The organism is Paraburkholderia largidicola (assembly GCF_013426895.1).
Taxonomy (GTDB): Bacteria; Pseudomonadota; Gammaproteobacteria; order Burkholderiales; family Burkholderiaceae; genus Paraburkholderia; species Paraburkholderia largidicola.
The window spans coordinates 2,682,645-2,698,485 of the sequence record NZ_AP023174.1 but is presented as its reverse complement, the minus strand read 5'-3'; the positions used below and the strand labels follow the sequence as shown (position 1 = coordinate 2,698,485).

The following is a 15,841-nucleotide window of genomic DNA, read 5'->3' as shown; positions in this document are numbered from 1 at the left end:
GCCAGGGTCGGCGCCTTACTTGCCTTGCGGGCGCAGATAAGCGAGCCAGCGGCGCTCGGCGCGGCGGAACAGCCAGACGAGCCCAAAAGAGATAATCAGATAGAGGAGGGCGGCGATGCCGAAGGCGTCGAACGAACGGTAGGTCGCTGAGTTGACGTCGCGCGCGATCTTCAGGATGTCAGGCACCGTCGCGGTGAAGGCGACCGTAGTGGCGTGCAGCATGAGTATCACTTCATTGCTGTAATACGGCAGCGCGCGGCGCAGCGCCGACGGCAGGATCACGCGGCGATACAGCGTGAATTGCGACATGCCGTACGCGCGCGCCGCTTCGATCTCGCCATACGGCGTCGCCTTGATAGCGCCCGCGAAGATCTCCGTCGTGTACGCGCAGGTGTTCAGCGTGAACGCGAGCAGCGTGCAATGCATGCCGTCGCGGAAGAACGCGTTCGTCAGTGCGTTCGAGCGGATGATCTCGAGGCTGTACAGACCTGTATAGCAGAGCAACAGTTGCACGTACAACGGTGTGCCACGGAAGATATACGTATAGAGCCAGACGAGAGTCGACAGCCACTTCCGCTTCGACACGCGCGCGACGGCGAGCGGCACCGAGAGACAAAAGCCGAGGCCGATGGAAATGACCAGCAGCCACAGCGTGATGGCGACGCCCGTGAAGCGGTAGCCGTCCGTATACAGATAGTTGCGCCAGTATTCCTGGATCAGCTCGATCATAGTTCCGCCTTGCGCACGCCAGTCGAGTAGCGTTTTTCGAGGTACATCAGCACGAAGTTCGAGGCCGTCGTGATGAGCAGGTAGATGGCGCCCGCCATCAGCGTGAAGAAGAAGAACCGCAGCGTGCCCTTGCCGGCATCCTGCGCAGCCTTGACGACGTCCGCGAGGCCGATGATCGATACCAGCGCCGTCGCCTTGACCATCACCTGCCAGTTATTGCCGATGCCGGGCAGCGCGAAGCGCATCATCTGCGGGAACATGATCCGCGTGAACACCTGCCAGCCCGTCATGCCGTACGCGGCGCCCGCTTCGAGCTGGCCGCGCGGCACGGCGAGAAACGCGCCGCGGAAGGTCTCCGTGAAGTACGCGCCGTAGATGAAGCCGAGCACGGCGACGCCGGCGACGAATGGATCGATGTCGATCTGATCCCAGCCGAGCATGTCGGTGAGATTGTTCAGCCAGATCTGGATGCTGTAGAAGAGCAGCAGCATCAGCACGAGGTCGGGCACGCCGCGAATCAGCGTCGTGTAGACCGTGCCGACGCCCTGTGTGATCCGGTTCTTCGACAGCTTCGCTGCCGCGCCGAGCAAGCCCAGCACGAACGCGAATGCGAGCGACAGGATCGCCAGCTTCACGGTTTGCACCGTGCCGGCAAAGATGATCGGGCCGTAGCCTTGAAAGAGCATAGTGGGTCCTTGACGACGCTCCCGCGCGCCGCGAAAGACGCGGCAGTCCGTACGCTGCGGCGGTTCGTCCGAAGGCGGCAGGCCTTCGATGTCTCCCGTGCGGCGCACAGCATGCCGCTGTGCGAATCATGACTGCCTGGCCGTTCATACCTTGGCTGGCCGGCAGCGCGTTTTCCTGCCTTGTTCTACTGCTGCGTTGCGACTCTGTCCGACTTTATTACGAAGCCTGCAGACCGGCCCATCCGGGCCAGCCCCGAGCTTTTGCCGCATCGCACGCGATGCAGCCGTTTTTCAGTGCCTGTTATCGGCTCTGGTCAATATCGACGTCGAAATACTGCTTTTCGAGCTTCGTGAACGTGCCGTCCTGGTGGACCTCGGCAAGCGCCTTGTTCAGCTTCGCCTTCAGTTCGCCGTCTTCCTTGCGCACGCCGATGGCCGTGCCTTCGCCGAGCGTCTTCGGGTCCTTCACTTCCGGACCCGCCCACGCGAAATCCTTGCCGCGCGGCGTCTTCAGGAAGCCTGCGTCGGCCTGCAGCTCATCCTGCAGCGCGGCGTCGAGACGCCCCGTCGCCAGATCCGAGTAGACCTGATCCTGGTTCTGGTAAGGCACGACCGTCACGCCTTTCGGCTCCCAGTACGCCTTCGCGTACGCTTCCTGCGTCGAGCCCTGTTCGACGCCGACGTGCTTGCCTTTCAGGGATTCGACCGTCGGCAGCAGCGGCGAGCCCTTCTTCGCGATCATGCGCGCGGGCGCGTCGAACAGCCTGTCGGAGAAGTCGATCTGCTCGCGGCGCTTGTCGGTCACGGTCAGCGACGACACGATGATGTCGAACTTCCTGCCCTTCAGCGCCGGAATGATGCCGTCGAGATCCTGGGGGATCCATACGCACCTGACGTTCATCTTCGCGCACAGCGCGCGGGTCAGATCGACGTCGAAACCGACCATCTGGCCGCCCGGCGCCACTGATTCGAACGGCGGATAGCTGGCGTCGACCCCGATACGCACGGTTTTCCATTCTTTTGCCATGGCCCCCGAAGCCATGACGGCGAGCGCCACGCACAGTGCGTACTTCTTCATGTTTCTCCTGACTTCCCCGGTCGCCGCGTGCCTGCTCGCGGTGACGGCAGCCCGCGTGCGGCCGGCCGTCGCCATTCTAGGCGGACAAAATTAGGCTGCCCGATCTGGCCGCGGATTGTTTTGACCCGGAGGTCGTTCCACGTCGCCCGATGGCGTCTTGACGCTGTCCACTTCGCGCGCTGCGCCTTGTTGCCGTGGGTTCCGCCCAGGGCGCGCCTCGCCGGGTGCGCCGTCCGGACATGGCCCGCGCGTCGACCCATTCCAAAAAGCGCGGTATTTTACCCGAACCCGCGCGCGGTGGCAGTCTTCGAGGAGGGAAAAAGCCCTTTGCCGCCAGAGACATGCACGCGCGACGCACGGTGGCGGGGTGTTGCCGCGCCTTCTCGCCGCAGCGCAGCGGCCGATGCAGCGTGCATGGCGCGGTACGCGGGCATTGCCATCATTTATGAAACGATCCGGTGCGGCGGCGCGGATTGTGCCTTGCGGGCGCAGCCCATACATTCCCGTCATCGGAAATTTTTCACGGGAGACCCAGATGATCAGGATTCGTCGTTCCGACGAGCGCGGCCATGCCAACCACGGCTGGCTGAACGCCAAACACAGCTTTTCGTTTGCCGATTACCACGATCCCGAGCACATGCACTTCGGTCCGCTGCGCGTGATCAACGAGGACCGGATCGCCGCGGGGCAGGGCTTCGGCACGCACGGGCACCGCGACATGGAGATCGTCACCTATGTGCTCGACGGCGCCTTGTCGCATCGCGACAGCCTCGGCAACGGCTCGACGATCCGTCCCGGCGACGTGCAACGCATGAGCGCGGGCACGGGCGTGATGCACAGCGAGTTCAACGGATCGCAGGAAGATCCGCTGCATCTGCTGCAGATCTGGATCATCCCGAAGCGCGCGGGCGACCAGCCGGGCTATGAAGAAAAGCGTTTCACCGATGCCGACAAGCGCGGGCAGTTGCGCGTCGTTGCGTCGCCGGAAGGGCGCGACGGCTCGGTGACGATCCACGCCGATGCGTCGATCTACGCCGGTTTGTTCGATGGCGAAGAACGCGCGGAGCTTGCGCTTGCGGCGGGACGCCAGGCGTATGTGCACGTCGCGCGCGGCGCCGTCACGGTCAACGGCGAAGCGCTGAAGGCGGGCGACGCCGCGATGATCACCGATACCGCGAGCGTCACGGTCGAAAACGGCGAGGGCGCGGAAGTGCTGCTGTTCGACCTCGGTCAGTTGCGTTAAGCGCGGCGGCGCGATCGTTCATGTCGTCCGCTCGTCTGCCGGACGACTAATGAAAAAACGCCACGGAAGGTAACTTCCGTGGCGTTTTCTCTTGCGCGCGTCACGCCCGGCAAAGGGCATTCATCGACATGCGCGACGCGCGCGAGGCAACGCGTCTGCACTCGATTAAGGCTTCACCGCCGAAGCCGCTGCGTCGCCGCGATGCTTTTCCCAGCGCTCGTGCATCTTCTGATGACGCTGCTCCATCTTCGCGAAGTGCTGCTTGAGCGCGGTGCTGACGGTGGTCTTCTGCTGGTCGTTCAGGCCGTTATAGAAGTTGAGCCATGCCGTCGAGGTCTGCTCGCGCAGTTGCGCGTCCTTCTGCTCGATCTGCTGATGCGCGGCGTGCATCGCGTTCAGGTCGAGAATGGGCTGCTGCTGCATCTGCTTGAACTGCTGGCGCATCTGCTCATGGTTCGCGCGCTCGGCTTCATGGCTTTGCTTCATCGTGTCGAGCGCGGCCTGCCATGCCTTTTCCTGGTCCGCGTTCAGTTTCAGTTGCCCGTGCAACTGGTTCAGTTCCTTCATGAAGCCGCCGTGGTGCCAGCCCGGGCCGCCATGGGTCATGCCAGGACCGCCGGGGCCACCTTCCGGCTGGGCAGCGAAGGCGGCCCCGAGACTCAGTGCAAGCGATGCAGCGGCAACGGCGAGAAAGCGTGATGTTTTTTTGGACATTACTGTGCTCCTTGATCAACTAGCCGACGATGCCGCCCGTCTCGAAGGTGGACCAGCGCGCATTCGGTAAGGCACAGCGTAGAGGGATCGAATGCGGGTCGTGTTACGCGTATCCTTGCGGAAGTTACGTGACATTACGTGCGCCTTTCGCGGTAACACCCGGTAACCCTTTAGGGGTCAGTAGGGGCGGAAACGCAACGGGGCGCGCGTTACACTTCAAACCATGGCTACTCAAATTCTTGTCGTCGATGACGACGTCGAACTGCGCGATCTGCTGCGCGATTATCTGGCCCGGCAAGGCATTGAAGTGTCGGTGCTCCACGACGCCAGTTCACTGGAGCGCCGCATCGAACGCGAACGGCCCGACCTGATCGTGCTCGATCTGATGATGCCGGGTGTCGACGGTCTCACGGCGCTGCGCAAGCTGCGCGCGTCGGGCGACGATATCCCCGTCATCATGCTGACGGCGCGCGCGGACGACGTGGACCGTATCGTCGGGCTGGAGCTCGGCGCAGACGATTACCTCGGCAAGCCGTTCAACCCGCGCGAACTCCTCGCGCGTGTGCAGGCGGTGTTGCGCCGCCGCAAGACGCTGCCCTCGGCGGCTGCGCCCGAGCAGCGCGAGCCGTTCTCGTTCGGCCGTTTCACGCTCGACTTCCAGTCGCGCACACTGCATCAGGAAGGCAAGCCGCTCACGTTGTCGGGCAGTGAATTCGCGCTGCTGAAGATTTTCGTCAATCATCCTATGCGAACGCTCACGCGTGAGCGCCTGCTCGAACTGCTGCACGGACCGGAATACGACGGCACCGACCGGGGCATCGACGTGCAGGTGTGGCGCCTGCGCCGCATTCTCGAAACCGATCCGTCCGTGCCGCGCTTCATTCAGACCGTACGCGGGCGCGGATACGTGTTCGTCCCCGATGGCGAGCAACATGCGGCGTCCAATTGATTCGTTGTTCGGGCGGCTCGCGCTGCTCGTCGTCTGTGTATTGCTGGTGTCGCATTTCGCGTGGTACCTGCTAGTGCGCTTCGAGCGCAACCAGTCGCAGACGCGCTATGCCGTCGAAGAGGCCGTGTTCCTCGTCGACGCGGTGCGTGACCACGTCAGGCGCGAGCCGGATCAGCCGTTGCCTTCGCGCGTGCGTCTCGTCGATCCCGCGAGCGCCGACGTGCCGCCCGACGTGTCGAATTTGCCCGCGCCGCTCGACCGTTTCGTCGACGATGTGCGCGACCGTCTCCCTACTTCGACGCAAGTGCGTGTCGGCACGCCGGGCAAACCGCCTGCGCTGTGGGTTCGCGCGGCGAGCGACCCAAGCTGGATCGTCGTGCCCGTGCAGCCGTTGCGGCCGCCTCGCTCGCTCGACCGGATGGTCCTGTGGCTCGGCATCATTTTCTCGGCGGGCGTGATGGCGGCGCTCTTCGCCGCGTGGCAGCTGCAGCAGCCGCTGCGCTCGCTGGCGCAGGCGGTGACGCGCTTCGGGCGCGGCCTGCCCGTGCCGCCCGTGCGTGAGCGCGGCCCGCGTGAATTGCGGCAACTGACGCACGGCTTCAACCAGATGGTGCAGGAGGTCGCGCGTACCGAGCACGATCGCGCGGTGATGCTGGCGGGCGTCGCGCATGATCTGAAGACGCCGCTTGCGCGTCTGCGGCTGCGCGCCGAGATGATGGACGACGCGAAGACGCGTGACGGCGTCGTACGCGACGTCGATTCGATGACGCATATCGTCGAGCAGTTTCTCGTGTTCGCGCACGACGGCGGCGACCGCAGCGAGCCTGTCGAAGTCGACGCGCAGTGCGAGCGTGTGGTGCGCAGCTATCGCGCGGTGTCGGGCGGCGCGCCGACGGTGCAGACGGATCTGCGTGCCGGCCCGGGTTTCATGCTGCCCGCCGCGACGCTCGACCGCATCCTGTCCAATCTGCTCGACAACGCGCATGCGTACGGCGCGCCGCCCGTCACCGTCGCGACGGCGCGCACGTCGCAGGGCTTCACGCTGACGGTCACGGACAACGGCAGCGGCATCGCCGCGCAGGATCTGATCAACGCAAGCCGGCCGTTCGTGCGGCTCGATCCGGCGCGCGGCGGCAATGGCCACAGCGGCCTTGGCCTCGCGATCGTCGAGCGGCTCGTGCGGCGTGCGGGCGGCGAATGGCAGATCGGCAACAACGATGCGCCAAATGGCGGGCGAGGCTTGCGCGTGCAGATGACGTTCCCGCTGGAAGCGGTGTCGCGCACGGTGGCAGCGTCGGAAATCGTCTGGTGAGTGTGATGCGCCGCGCGCTTCGTCTGCGCGGCATGTCAGGAGCGGGCTGGGGCCAAATGAATGAATCGACTGCCCCTTTAATCCCGGTCGTTCAGGCAGTCAACCTGCCTATTCGGTGAAGAGCGTGTTGAGCGCGGCAGCGGCTTCGCTGTCCACGGTATTCCACGTCACCGTGTCCGCCTCGAAGATGTAGTGCGTCGTGTACTTGCCAAGACGCGTGAGAATTTCTTCCTGTATTACTTCGGGCGCCACTTCCAGCTTCAGATACCACGCGGTCGACGACAGGCGCGTCTGAAACGCGCCGTACTCTGCGAGCAGATGATCGAAAGCGTCAGCGTCCTGATCGCGGCAGACGATGACCAGATTTCCCTTCATGCGAACCTCCGGGGGAGCGTAAAGCGGTGATCACAACTTTCGGATGAAAGTCGATGATACCTGCTTAAGCTCCGCTTGCCCGGCGGCTTCGACATGCGCGATGCATTGTGCATCGCTGACTGGTCAGAGAGTGTTTCGTTGACTTACCCGGCGTCGCCAGACTCGGCCAGCAGGCGTCACCAGGCATTGGCGGGCGTGCGTGTGGGCGGCGCGGTGTCATCGGGCGGCACGGCCTCGCTGCGGTCTCGTCCGCCCTGTTTCGCGGCATAGAGCGCCTGGTCGGCGCGGCTGATGATGCGCTCGGGCAGATCTTCCGCCGACAGTTCGGTAATGCCGATGCTCACGCTCAAGCCCACCGATTGCGGCAGCTTCGCCGACGGCGTCGCCTTCAGACGCACGCGCAGCCGCTCGACTACTTCGAGGCCGGTGCCGAGCGGCGTCGACGGCAGCAGAATGCCGAATTCCTCGCCACCCAGCCGGCCGATCGCGTCGCTGCCGCGCAACTCGGTGCGGCAGGTATCGACGAAGTGTTCGAGCGCGCGGTCGCCGGCGGCGTGACCGAAGCGGTCGTTGATCTGCTTGAAATGATCGAGGTCGGCGATCGCCATGCACAGCGGTTCGCCCGTCGCGCGTGCGCGGTCGATCTCATGACGCAGCAGATCGAGGAAATAGCGGCGCGACAGCGCGCCCGTCAGCGCGTCGTGACGGGCTTCCGCCGATAGCAGCGTGTTCGCCGACTGCAGCTGCTCGGCCAGCACGCGGGTGGCGCGGTGATGGCGCCGCTCGCGCAGATACGACACGGTGATGACCCAGGCGAGCGCCACCGTGCCCGCGAGCGTCAGGAACACCAGCAGATGGTCGCGCTTGTGGTTGCGCATCAGCTCGGGCCACGCGACGAGCGGATCGACGAGATGCGCGGACAGACCCGAATTCAACCCGCTGCGCGACTGGTAGAGCGTCGGGATCGGTTGGCCGGGCATGTCGAACAGTTGGTCGGCGATCGCGGTCGGCACCCACGGCGCGTCGCCGCGAACCTGGCTCTTGACGGGTTGGATCTGGATGGTCGAAAACTGGTCGCGATGGTAAGTGCCCATGCGCTCGACCGCGTTCATCTGCGTGACGCGCGAGTTCGGCATGGCCTGGCCTTCGAGCGACGCGTTGTGCGCCATGATGACGACACCGTTGTCGTCGGTGACGAAGGTGCCGGCATGCGCGACCCAGTGGCGCAGCCGCGCGATGCCGACCTTGGCGACGATCGCGCCGACCAGCAGGCCGTCGTCGTAGACGGGCGCCGAGATGAAGATGCCCGGCTCGCCGCTCATGCGGCCCACGCCGTATGCCTCGCCGAACGCGCCGAGGAGGGCGTTGGTCAGGTAGCTGCGCGAGCGCATGTCGAGCCCGACGAACGAATGCGCGTTTTGCGCGTTGCTCGCCGCGACGCACAGTCCGTTGGCGTTGACCAGCCAGATGATGTCGAGGCCCGAGAAGCCTTGGGCGTCGCGCAGGAAACCGTTGATGCCCGCCAGTTCCGGCGACTTCAGCAGTTCTTCGCGATGCGCGGGTTCCAGGTCGACGCCCGACGCGGCATAATTCTGCGAGTGCGTCAGCGCCTGCTGGATCACGCCGAGTTCGGCCATGGTGGCGGGTATCGCCCGGGACATCGCCAGGTCGCTCGCGATCACTTCGGCCATGTTGTAGACGATCGAGGCGGACATTTGCCGCTGCTGGCGCAGGGCGGTATCCAGTTCTTGCTGTACCATCCGGTCCGCGACCAGGCCGGAGGCGAACCAGCATGCGAGCACGACCAGTACGAAACTGGCCGGTCCCAATGCCTGGCGCAAGGTTGTCCTTTTCATCGACCCTCTGATCCGTCTGACTGATTCATGCAACAACGTCTTTCGTTGCAACGCGCTGGCGCTGGGCCGTTCCTGCCGATTTTCACCGTGCGCCGCACGGAGCCAGGATAGATGCGCTGCGCCGCCGTCCTCGTCGCCGTCGGCCAGCAGGTCTCGCCGCATCCCGATTTTAACCGCCGTACGGCCCGACGCTAGCCAGGATTTGCGCGTGCGAATGTCCCGTGTGGGGTATTAACGGCCTGCAGCGGGACTTTCTGAATAGCGGCGCGGTCATCGGATTGTGGCTCGCACGCGACGGTTCGTACGAAGCGGGCGCGCGAGCCGGCCTGTTGATGCACGCGGCCTGCTGCTTACAGATCCATTCCGGTAACCATCCAGCGTGACATTTGAATGTCAACGGTTGTTTCTGTCACACAGGTTGTAGTAGTGTCGTGCCGTCCAAAATGAGGAAAGCTCGCTGGCCTGCTGGCGGCGGCCCGCGCAACACGATTGCGCCGGCCGTAAGTGCAGGCCGCACGGGGCGCCGCGCGACGTATCCGTCGCCGGCCAATGCGTATTGAACGCCAACGATTTACCGCGCATTAGCGTTTTGCCATGCCTGATTTCCGCTTTCCGGATCGATCCTCGGACCGTCGCGCCGCCGCCAGCCATGCCGGCGCGCGCGTAGCCATCATGGCTTGCGGCAAGTTTGTATCCCACCGGGAAGGGAGGGCCGCCTGATGGATCTGTTCAGCTTCACCCTGAATCGCACCGCCAACGCGTCGGCGTGGCGGGTACTGCCCAATCGTTGGGATTTCATTGCGTTTCCGCTCATCATCTGCGTGATCGCGATGGCCGTTGTCGGCTTCCACGAGACGCTGGCGCCCATCTCGACGCTGCAAAGCGAGCCGATCTCGCTCGATCCGGCGAACCTGCCCGAGTACGCGCTGCGTACCACGCTGCGCATGCTCGCCGCGATGGTCGCGTCGCTGACCTTCACGCTGGTCTACGGAACGCTCGCTGCGAAGAGCCGCCGCGCGGGCCAGGTGCTGGTGCCGATTCTCGACATCCTGCAGTCGGTGCCCGTGCTCGGCTACATCTCGTTCACGGTGACGTTCTTCCTCGCGCTCTTTCCGTCGCGCGTGCTGGGCGCCGAGCTGGCCGCGATCTTCGCGATCTTCACCAGCCAGGCCTGGAACATGACCTTCAGCTTCTACCAGTCGCTGCGCACCGTGCCGCGCGATCTGGACGAGGTGTCGAAGGGCTTCCATCTGACGTCGTGGCAACGCTTCTGGAAGCTCGAAGTGCCGTTCTCGATGCCGGGCCTCATCTGGAACATGATGATGTCGATGTCGGGCGGCTGGTTCTTCGTGGTCGCCTCCGAGGCGATCACGGTCGGCAATCACACCATCACGTTGCCGGGCATCGGCGCGTATCTGGCGGCGGCGATCTCCGAGAAGAATCTGCACGCGATCGGCTGGGTGATCTTGACGATGACGGTCGTGATTCTCGCCTACGACCAGTTCCTGTTCCGCCCGCTCGTCGCGTGGTCGGACAAGTTCCGCATGGAGAACACGAGTTCCGGCGATGCGCCCGAATCGTGGCTGCTCGACCTGATCCGCCGCACGCGGCTGATTCACCGGCTGCTCGTCCCCATCGGCTGGATGTTCGCGAAGGCCGCGCGCGTGCCGATCCGCTGGCCGAGCGTCGGCCCCGTGAAGTTCGCGAAGCCGGCCGTGCTCAAGCCGTCCAGGACGGGCGACATCATCTGGGCCGTGATCGTCGTGCTGGCGACGGCCTTCGTCGTGTATCGCGTGGTTGCGTATGTACGCACGGGCGTGACGCTCGATGAGGTCGGCCATGTGTTCGTGCTCGGCCTCATCACGCTGCTGCGCGTGACGGTGCTGATCGCGCTTGCGTCGGTGGTGTGGCTGCCCATCGGCGTGCTGATCGGGCTGCGTCCCGCGCTCGCCGAGAAGATCCAGCCGGTCGCGCAGTTCCTCGCGGCGTTCCCGGCGAACCTGCTGTTCCCGGTTTTCGTGATCGTGATCGTCAAGTTCAATCTGAACCCGGACATCTGGCTGTCGCCGCTGATCGTGCTCGGCACGCAGTGGTATATCCTGTTCAACGTGATTGCGGGCGCAAGCGCGTATCCGAACGACTACAGGGAAGCCGCGAAGAACTTCCGCATCCGCGGCTGGCAATGGTGGCGCCAGGCCATGCTGCCGGGCGTGTTCCCGTACTACGTGACGGGCGCGATCACCGCCTCGGGCGGCGCGTGGAACGCGAGCATCGTCGCGGAAGCCGTGCAGTGGGGCGATACCCGACTCGCCGCGCACGGTCTCGGCGCGTATATCGCGCAGTACACGGCCGCGGGCGACTATCCGAAGATCATTCTGGGCATCGCGGTGATGTCCCTGTTCGTGTCCCTCTTCAATCGCGTGTTGTGGCGTCCGCTGTACGCCTACGCCGAAAGCCGCCTGCGGCTCGATTGAGATTCATTGAAGGCAAAACGCGATGCAAAATCCGAAAACCGTAACCGCCGCGCCGATCCAGACGCCGCCGATGCCGCCGCGCCTCGGTGAAGAAATCCTGCGCGTCAAGGACGTGTGCCGCGGATTCAACAAGACCCAGGGCGAACTGCTCGTCCTCGACGACGCCAATCTGTCGCTTCGTGAAGGCGAGATCGTCGGGTTGCTCGGCCGTTCGGGCTCGGGCAAGTCGACGCTGCTGCGTATCATCGCCGGCCTGATCGAGCCGACGGGCGGTGAAGTGACGTATATGGGCAAGCCGCTCAAGGGGCCCGCCGAAGGCGTCGCGATGGTGTTCCAGACCTTCGCGCTGTTTCCGTGGCTGACCGTGCTGCAGAACGTGGAAGCAGGTCTCGAGGCGCTCGGCGTCGGCGCGCGTGCGCGCCGCGAACGCGCGCTTGCGGCGATCGACCTGATCGGTCTCGACGGCTTTGAGAACGCGTATCCGCGCGAGCTGTCGGGCGGCATGCGCCAGCGCGTCGGCTTTGCGCGCGCGCTGGTGGTCGATCCGACGCTGCTGCTGATGGACGAGCCGTTCTCCGCGCTCGACGTGCTGACGGCCGAGACGCTGCGTACCGACCTGCTCGATCTGTGGACGCAAGGGCGCATGCCGATCAAGTCGGTGCTGATCGTCACGCACAACATCGAGGAAGCCGTGTTCATGTGCGACCGCATCCTCGTGCTGTCGTCGAATCCGGGCCGCGTGATCGCCGAGATCAAGGTGCCGTTCAAGCATCCGCGCAACCGTCTGGACCCGGCGTTCCGGCGCCTCGTCGACGACATCTACGCGAAGATGACGGCGCGTCAGAAAGACGAATCGACGAAGAAGGGGCTGGAGCTGCACAGCTGGCTGCCGCATGTGTCGACCAACCTGATGGCGGGTCTGATCGAAACGCTCGCGGCCGCGCCGTATCATGGCCGCGCGGACATGCCGGAAATCGCGCGCTCGCTGCATCTGGAGGTGGACGATCTGTTCCCGATCGCCGAAGTGCTGCAGCATCTCGGTTTCGCGGACGTGCGTGAAGGCGACATTTTCCTGACGCCGCCCGCGCGCGTGTTCGCCGAGTTCGGCACGCAGGAGCGCAAGTTGATGTTCGCCGACCATCTGCTCAAGCACGTGCCGCTCGCGGCACGGATCAAGAAGGTGCTGAACGAGCGGCCGGGACACCGCGCGCCGCGCGTGCGCTTCGAGCAGGAACTGGAAGACTTCCTGTCGGATAGCGCCGCCGAAGAGACGCTCGATGCCGTCATCAACTGGGGCCGTTATGCCGAGATATTCTCGTATAACGACCAGACGGAAATTTTCAGCCTCGAGGACGTCGAGTCCTGACGGCAACGTGTGAATCGCGTTTGTGAAAAAAGAAGGGGAGCCGCGCGGCTCCCCTTTGTTTTGTTTGCCGCGCAGTGAGCAGCGTTACTGCAGATTGCCCCAGCGCTCGACAGCCGGTTCCGCCGACGCCCACTTCCAGTACCCCTTGTTGTCCTGCTGGCAGGCGCTCGCCGTGTACCAGTCGACCTTCGCGTCGGGCTTGTCGCCGTCGATGACGGAGAACACGAACTCCTTGCAGATCGCGAGCGACGACGCAAACGCACGCGTCACGCGCACCTGGCCGTGGCCGTTCTCGATGGGCAGCGTGTGCTTGACGCTCCAGTCGCGTGTCTCGCCGACAGGCATCGCGCCCGCCAGTGCCGCAATCACGTTCTGCTGATCGGAATGCATCACGCGAAGATAGCGGGCGACAGCTTCGTTGGTGGCGGCCTGCACGGCAATGCCGACGCCGATGCCCACAGCGGGGTTCGCGGTGACGATGCCCGTCGCTGCGCCGGCGCCAGCGCCGGCCGCCGCGCCGACAGAAGCCGAACTGCAGCCGCCGACGATCGCGCCCCCGCCGATGCACAACGCGCCGACGAGCGCGAGCCGCACCGCCGTCGCCGCGCTCAGGCTTCGGGTTGACGGGCGCGCGCTCATTGCAGCGAGCCCCAACGTTCGGTCGCGGGCTCGGCCGACGCCCACTTCCACGCGGTGCCGTCGCGGCAGATCGAGGCGACGTAGAACGCGCTCGACGCGGGCACGTTCTTCGTCGCGGTTTTATCCACGGAGAAGACGATTTCCTTGCAGTCGAGTTCGCCCGCACTGATCGTACGGCTGACCGTTACGCGGCCATGCTCGTCTTCTTCGAGCGGCACCGAATGCGTAATGCTCCAAGGCGCGACCGCGCCGACGGCGAGCGGGCCGGCGACAACAGCGATGCTGTCCTGCGTGTTGCGATGGATGACGCGTTCGGAGTACTGCACGCCGGCGCGCGCTGCGGCGACGGCACCCAGGCCGATACCCGTGGCGACGGCGGCGTTGTTCGTCACACTCCCCGCGATGGCCGCGCCCGCGATACCAGCGCCTGCCGTGGCACCTTCCGAGTAGAGCGATCCGCATCCGCTCAGCGTCGTGGTGACGGCGACGGCCAGGGCTGCAATCAGCGTGGCGCTCGGGAAGATCGATCGCCGCATTGCGCTGGGCTGCGCGGCTTGTTTGTCACGGTGCATTGCTTTTTGCATTTCTTCGTCATCGCTCCTGCTCGTGCCTCTCGCGCGTGGAGCGCGCCAGCGCGAAGGCAGACTACATCTGATTTTTTCGCTGCGGCATTGTGCAGGATGCGTTTTGTAATTGGCATAGGGAAAATGCAAGCAATTGCAAAAGATGCTGCGTCGCCGTGGCCTTTCTGTTTGGCGTGAGGAGCAGTCGGCATGCCTGAGCAAGGCGTGAGGCGGGGCTGGTGCGAGTGTTCGCGAACAGCGTGGCGGGACAGGAGATATGACGCGGCTCGATAGGAAGCCGCGAACCCGAGCGAGGAAAAATGGCGCGAAGAACGACGTGCAAGAACCGTAAAAACGACTAGCGCGCAACGAGCTGCGCGCGTCGCTGCAAGTCAGTTTTCCTCGTGACTCGACTCTTCGTCGCCGTAGGTGCTGAGGCGGTTGTAGAGCGTCTTGAGACTCACGCCGAGCGCTTTCGCCGCACGTCGTTTGTCGCCGCCGCAATACTTGAGCGTGCCCAGAATGATCTGCTTCTGCGCGTCGGCGAGCGGCGTGCCGATCCACACACTCATCGAGTCGCCCACCGTCACGGGCTTCTTCACGCGCGACATCAGATGCGGATGCGGCAGTTCGACTGCCTTCTCGGCCAGAATGAACGCGCGATACACCGCGTTCTTCAGCTCGCGCACGTTACCGGGCCACGACCAGGTGCGCAGCGTTTCCATCGAGCGCTTGCTGAACACCTTGTTCGTGCCTTCCTGCCGGTTGAGTTCGTCGAGGAAATGCACGGCCAGCAGTTCGCGGTCGCCTTCGCGTTCGCGCAGCGGCGGCGCGCGCAGCGGAAACACGGCAAGCCGGTACATCAGGTCTTCGCGCAGACCGTTTTCCTTCACCGCCACGGCGGGGTCGCGATTGGTCGCGGCGATCACGCGCACGTCGCCGCGAATCAGTTCGGTGCCGCCGACGCGATAGAAGGTGCCCGTCTCCAGCGCGCGCAGCAGTTTCACCTGGCGCACGGGCGCCATTTCAGTGACTTCGTCGAGAAACAGCGTGCCGCCGTTCGCGTGCTCGAAGTAGCCGATGCGGCCTTGGACCGCGCCTGTGAAGCTGCCTTTTTCATGGCCGAACAGTTCGGCTTCGATCAGTTCGTCGGGGATCGCGCCGCAGTTGACGGCGACGAACGCGCCGCTCTTGCGTGCGCTGTGGTCGTGAATCGTGCGGGCGATCAGCTCCTTGCCGGTGCCCGATTCGCCGATGATGAGCGCGGTCGCATCGGTCGCGGCCACGCGGTCGATCTGTTCGTAGAGATCCAGCATGACGGGCGACGAGCCGTACAGCGTGCCGTACGACTTCAGTCCCGGGACGTTTTCCGCCGCGCGTTGCTTCGCCTGAGACGCACCGCCGCCATCGGCTTCGGTGGCGGGCGAGTCCAGATCGGTTGACGACATAGGCAAGGGTGTCCTGTGCAATTTCGGGTGGGTGTCGTGAATGGCGCAGGCCAATATCGAGAGCGCGGATTGCCTTGTAAGAGTGGTCCACTATCTCACAAAAGGCAATTTAACCACTCACGCGCTATATCCGGCAAGGCGCATGCAGGTTTGGTGTTCGCTGGAAGTTCGCAAACGTTAACGTACGATCAACACGAGATGCCGGCAAAAGTTGCAGCGCATGGAAACGCGTCGGCAACTTTGTCTGCATTGCGCGTGCCTGCGTCGTGGTCTTCCGGTGCGCCGCGTTTTGCGGAACTCGATGAGAACCCGTGGATCGCACGAGGAAGCCAGGAACGGCCGTTGCGACGGACAGGAAATGGCGCATGACACCGGAACCGCCCGTCGACAGATGGGACAAATCCGGTCC

Annotated in this window: 14 protein-coding genes; 5 read left to right on the top strand and 9 right to left on the bottom strand. The window is 64.4% G+C overall.

The features are described 5' to 3' along the window. Window positions 1-15: 15 nt before the first annotated feature. The 3 genes from PPGU16_RS12025 to PPGU16_RS12015 all read right to left on the bottom strand — a co-directional run bounded on the left by PPGU16_RS12025 (window position 16) and on the right by PPGU16_RS12015 (window position 2,493). On the bottom strand, window positions 16-729 hold the full coding sequence (locus tag PPGU16_RS12025; protein WP_180720182.1) for an ABC transporter permease: 714 nt from the start codon (window positions 727-729) through the stop codon (window positions 16-18). After that, window positions 726-1,415 (bottom strand): ABC transporter permease, encoded by a 690-nt coding sequence (locus PPGU16_RS12020; RefSeq protein WP_180720181.1) that lies wholly within the window; start codon window positions 1,413-1,415, stop codon window positions 726-728. The genes PPGU16_RS12025 and PPGU16_RS12020 overlap by 4 nt, the downstream gene beginning before the upstream one ends. Window positions 1,416-1,716: 301 nt before the next feature. Beyond that, on the bottom strand, window positions 1,717-2,493 hold the full coding sequence (locus PPGU16_RS12015; RefSeq protein WP_180720180.1) for an ABC transporter substrate-binding protein: 777 nt from the start codon (window positions 2,491-2,493) through the stop codon (window positions 1,717-1,719). 535 nt (window positions 2,494-3,028) lie between these two features. Between PPGU16_RS12015 and PPGU16_RS12010 the strand changes: the two genes are divergently transcribed. Next, window positions 3,029-3,736, top strand: coding sequence for a pirin family protein (locus PPGU16_RS12010; protein ID WP_180720179.1), 708 nt, complete (start codon window positions 3,029-3,031; stop codon window positions 3,734-3,736). A gap of 165 nt (window positions 3,737-3,901) precedes the next feature. Here the strand turns inward: PPGU16_RS12010 and PPGU16_RS12005 are convergent, their stop codons facing one another. Next, on the bottom strand, window positions 3,902-4,450 hold the full coding sequence (locus PPGU16_RS12005) for a Spy/CpxP family protein refolding chaperone (protein ID WP_180720178.1): 549 nt from the start codon (window positions 4,448-4,450) through the stop codon (window positions 3,902-3,904). A 223-nt stretch (window positions 4,451-4,673) separates the two neighbouring features. Between PPGU16_RS12005 and PPGU16_RS12000 the strand changes: the two genes are divergently transcribed. Continuing rightward, the gene (locus PPGU16_RS12000; protein WP_007587938.1) at window positions 4,674-5,399 is read left to right on the top strand and encodes a response regulator; all 726 of its coding nucleotides are present in this window, start codon (window positions 4,674-4,676) and stop codon (window positions 5,397-5,399) included. Further along, window positions 5,383-6,711 (top strand): ATP-binding protein, encoded by a 1,329-nt coding sequence (locus PPGU16_RS11995; RefSeq protein WP_042310402.1) that lies wholly within the window; start codon window positions 5,383-5,385, stop codon window positions 6,709-6,711. Before PPGU16_RS12000 ends, PPGU16_RS11995 begins: the two co-directional genes overlap by 17 nt. 108 nt (window positions 6,712-6,819) lie before the next feature. On the opposite strand, the gene PPGU16_RS11990 is transcribed toward PPGU16_RS11995, so the two are convergent. Both PPGU16_RS11990 and PPGU16_RS11985 read right to left on the bottom strand, forming a co-directional pair. Continuing rightward, window positions 6,820-7,086 carry a double-stranded DNA-specific endonuclease gene (locus tag PPGU16_RS11990; RefSeq protein WP_036003535.1) on the bottom strand — a complete coding sequence of 89 codons (267 nt, stop codon included), beginning with the start codon at window positions 7,084-7,086 and terminating at the stop codon, window positions 6,820-6,822. Window positions 7,087-7,262: 176 nt separating this feature from the next. Continuing rightward, complete coding sequence (locus PPGU16_RS11985) at window positions 7,263-8,942, bottom strand: sensor domain-containing diguanylate cyclase (RefSeq protein ID WP_180720177.1); 1,680 nt, start codon at window positions 8,940-8,942, stop codon at window positions 7,263-7,265. A 719-nt stretch (window positions 8,943-9,661) separates the two neighbouring features. Here PPGU16_RS11985 and PPGU16_RS11980 point away from each other — a divergent pair. Further along, on the top strand, window positions 9,662-11,416 hold the full coding sequence (locus PPGU16_RS11980) for an ABC transporter permease (protein ID WP_180720176.1): 1,755 nt from the start codon (window positions 9,662-9,664) through the stop codon (window positions 11,414-11,416). A 22-nt stretch (window positions 11,417-11,438) separates the two neighbouring features. Further along, complete coding sequence (locus tag PPGU16_RS11975; protein WP_180720175.1) at window positions 11,439-12,782, top strand: ABC transporter ATP-binding protein; 1,344 nt, start codon at window positions 11,439-11,441, stop codon at window positions 12,780-12,782. Between the two features lie 84 nt (window positions 12,783-12,866). On the opposite strand, the gene PPGU16_RS11970 is transcribed toward PPGU16_RS11975, so the two are convergent. The 3 genes from PPGU16_RS11970 to PPGU16_RS11960 form a co-directional block, all read right to left on the bottom strand. Beyond that, window positions 12,867-13,421 carry a hypothetical protein gene (locus PPGU16_RS11970; RefSeq protein WP_180720174.1) on the bottom strand — a complete coding sequence of 185 codons (555 nt, stop codon included), beginning with the start codon at window positions 13,419-13,421 and terminating at the stop codon, window positions 12,867-12,869. Then, window positions 13,418-13,957 (bottom strand): hypothetical protein, encoded by a 540-nt coding sequence (locus PPGU16_RS11965; protein WP_238269559.1) that lies wholly within the window; start codon window positions 13,955-13,957, stop codon window positions 13,418-13,420. The genes PPGU16_RS11970 and PPGU16_RS11965 overlap by 4 nt, the downstream gene beginning before the upstream one ends. Window positions 13,958-14,376: 419 nt before the next feature. Next, the gene (locus PPGU16_RS11960) at window positions 14,377-15,432 is read right to left on the bottom strand and encodes a sigma-54 interaction domain-containing protein (RefSeq protein ID WP_180720172.1); all 1,056 of its coding nucleotides are present in this window, start codon (window positions 15,430-15,432) and stop codon (window positions 14,377-14,379) included. Between the last annotated feature and the right edge of the window lie 409 nt (window positions 15,433-15,841).

Excerpts from the sequence above, each read along its gene's own strand:
- PPGU16_RS11965 (WP_238269559.1), bottom strand. The coding sequence starts at position 13,957 with ATGCGGCGATCGATCTTCCCGAGCGCCACGCTGATTGCAGCCCTGGCC.
- PPGU16_RS12015 (WP_180720180.1), bottom strand. The coding sequence starts at position 2,493 with ATGAAGAAGTACGCACTGTGCGTGGCGCTCGCCGTCATGGCTTCGGGG.
- PPGU16_RS12005 (WP_180720178.1), bottom strand. The coding sequence starts at position 4,450 with ATGTCCAAAAAAACATCACGCTTTCTCGCCGTTGCCGCTGCATCGCTT.
- PPGU16_RS12020 (WP_180720181.1), bottom strand. The coding sequence starts at position 1,415 with ATGCTCTTTCAAGGCTACGGCCCGATCATCTTTGCCGGCACGGTGCAA.
- PPGU16_RS12010 (WP_180720179.1), top strand. The coding sequence starts at position 3,029 with ATGATCAGGATTCGTCGTTCCGACGAGCGCGGCCATGCCAACCACGGC.
- PPGU16_RS11980 (WP_180720176.1), top strand. The coding sequence starts at position 9,662 with ATGGATCTGTTCAGCTTCACCCTGAATCGCACCGCCAACGCGTCGGCG.
- PPGU16_RS11975 (WP_180720175.1), top strand. The coding sequence starts at position 11,439 with ATGCAAAATCCGAAAACCGTAACCGCCGCGCCGATCCAGACGCCGCCG.
- PPGU16_RS11960 (WP_180720172.1), bottom strand. The coding sequence starts at position 15,432 with ATGTCGTCAACCGATCTGGACTCGCCCGCCACCGAAGCCGATGGCGGC.
- PPGU16_RS12025 (WP_180720182.1), bottom strand. The coding sequence starts at position 729 with ATGATCGAGCTGATCCAGGAATACTGGCGCAACTATCTGTATACGGAC.
- PPGU16_RS11995 (WP_042310402.1), top strand. The coding sequence starts at position 5,383 with ATGCGGCGTCCAATTGATTCGTTGTTCGGGCGGCTCGCGCTGCTCGTC.
- PPGU16_RS11985 (WP_180720177.1), bottom strand. The coding sequence starts at position 8,942 with ATGAAAAGGACAACCTTGCGCCAGGCATTGGGACCGGCCAGTTTCGTA.
- PPGU16_RS11970 (WP_180720174.1), bottom strand. The coding sequence starts at position 13,421 with ATGAGCGCGCGCCCGTCAACCCGAAGCCTGAGCGCGGCGACGGCGGTG.
- PPGU16_RS11990 (WP_036003535.1), bottom strand. The coding sequence starts at position 7,086 with ATGAAGGGAAATCTGGTCATCGTCTGCCGCGATCAGGACGCTGACGCT.
- PPGU16_RS12000 (WP_007587938.1), top strand. The coding sequence starts at position 4,674 with ATGGCTACTCAAATTCTTGTCGTCGATGACGACGTCGAACTGCGCGAT.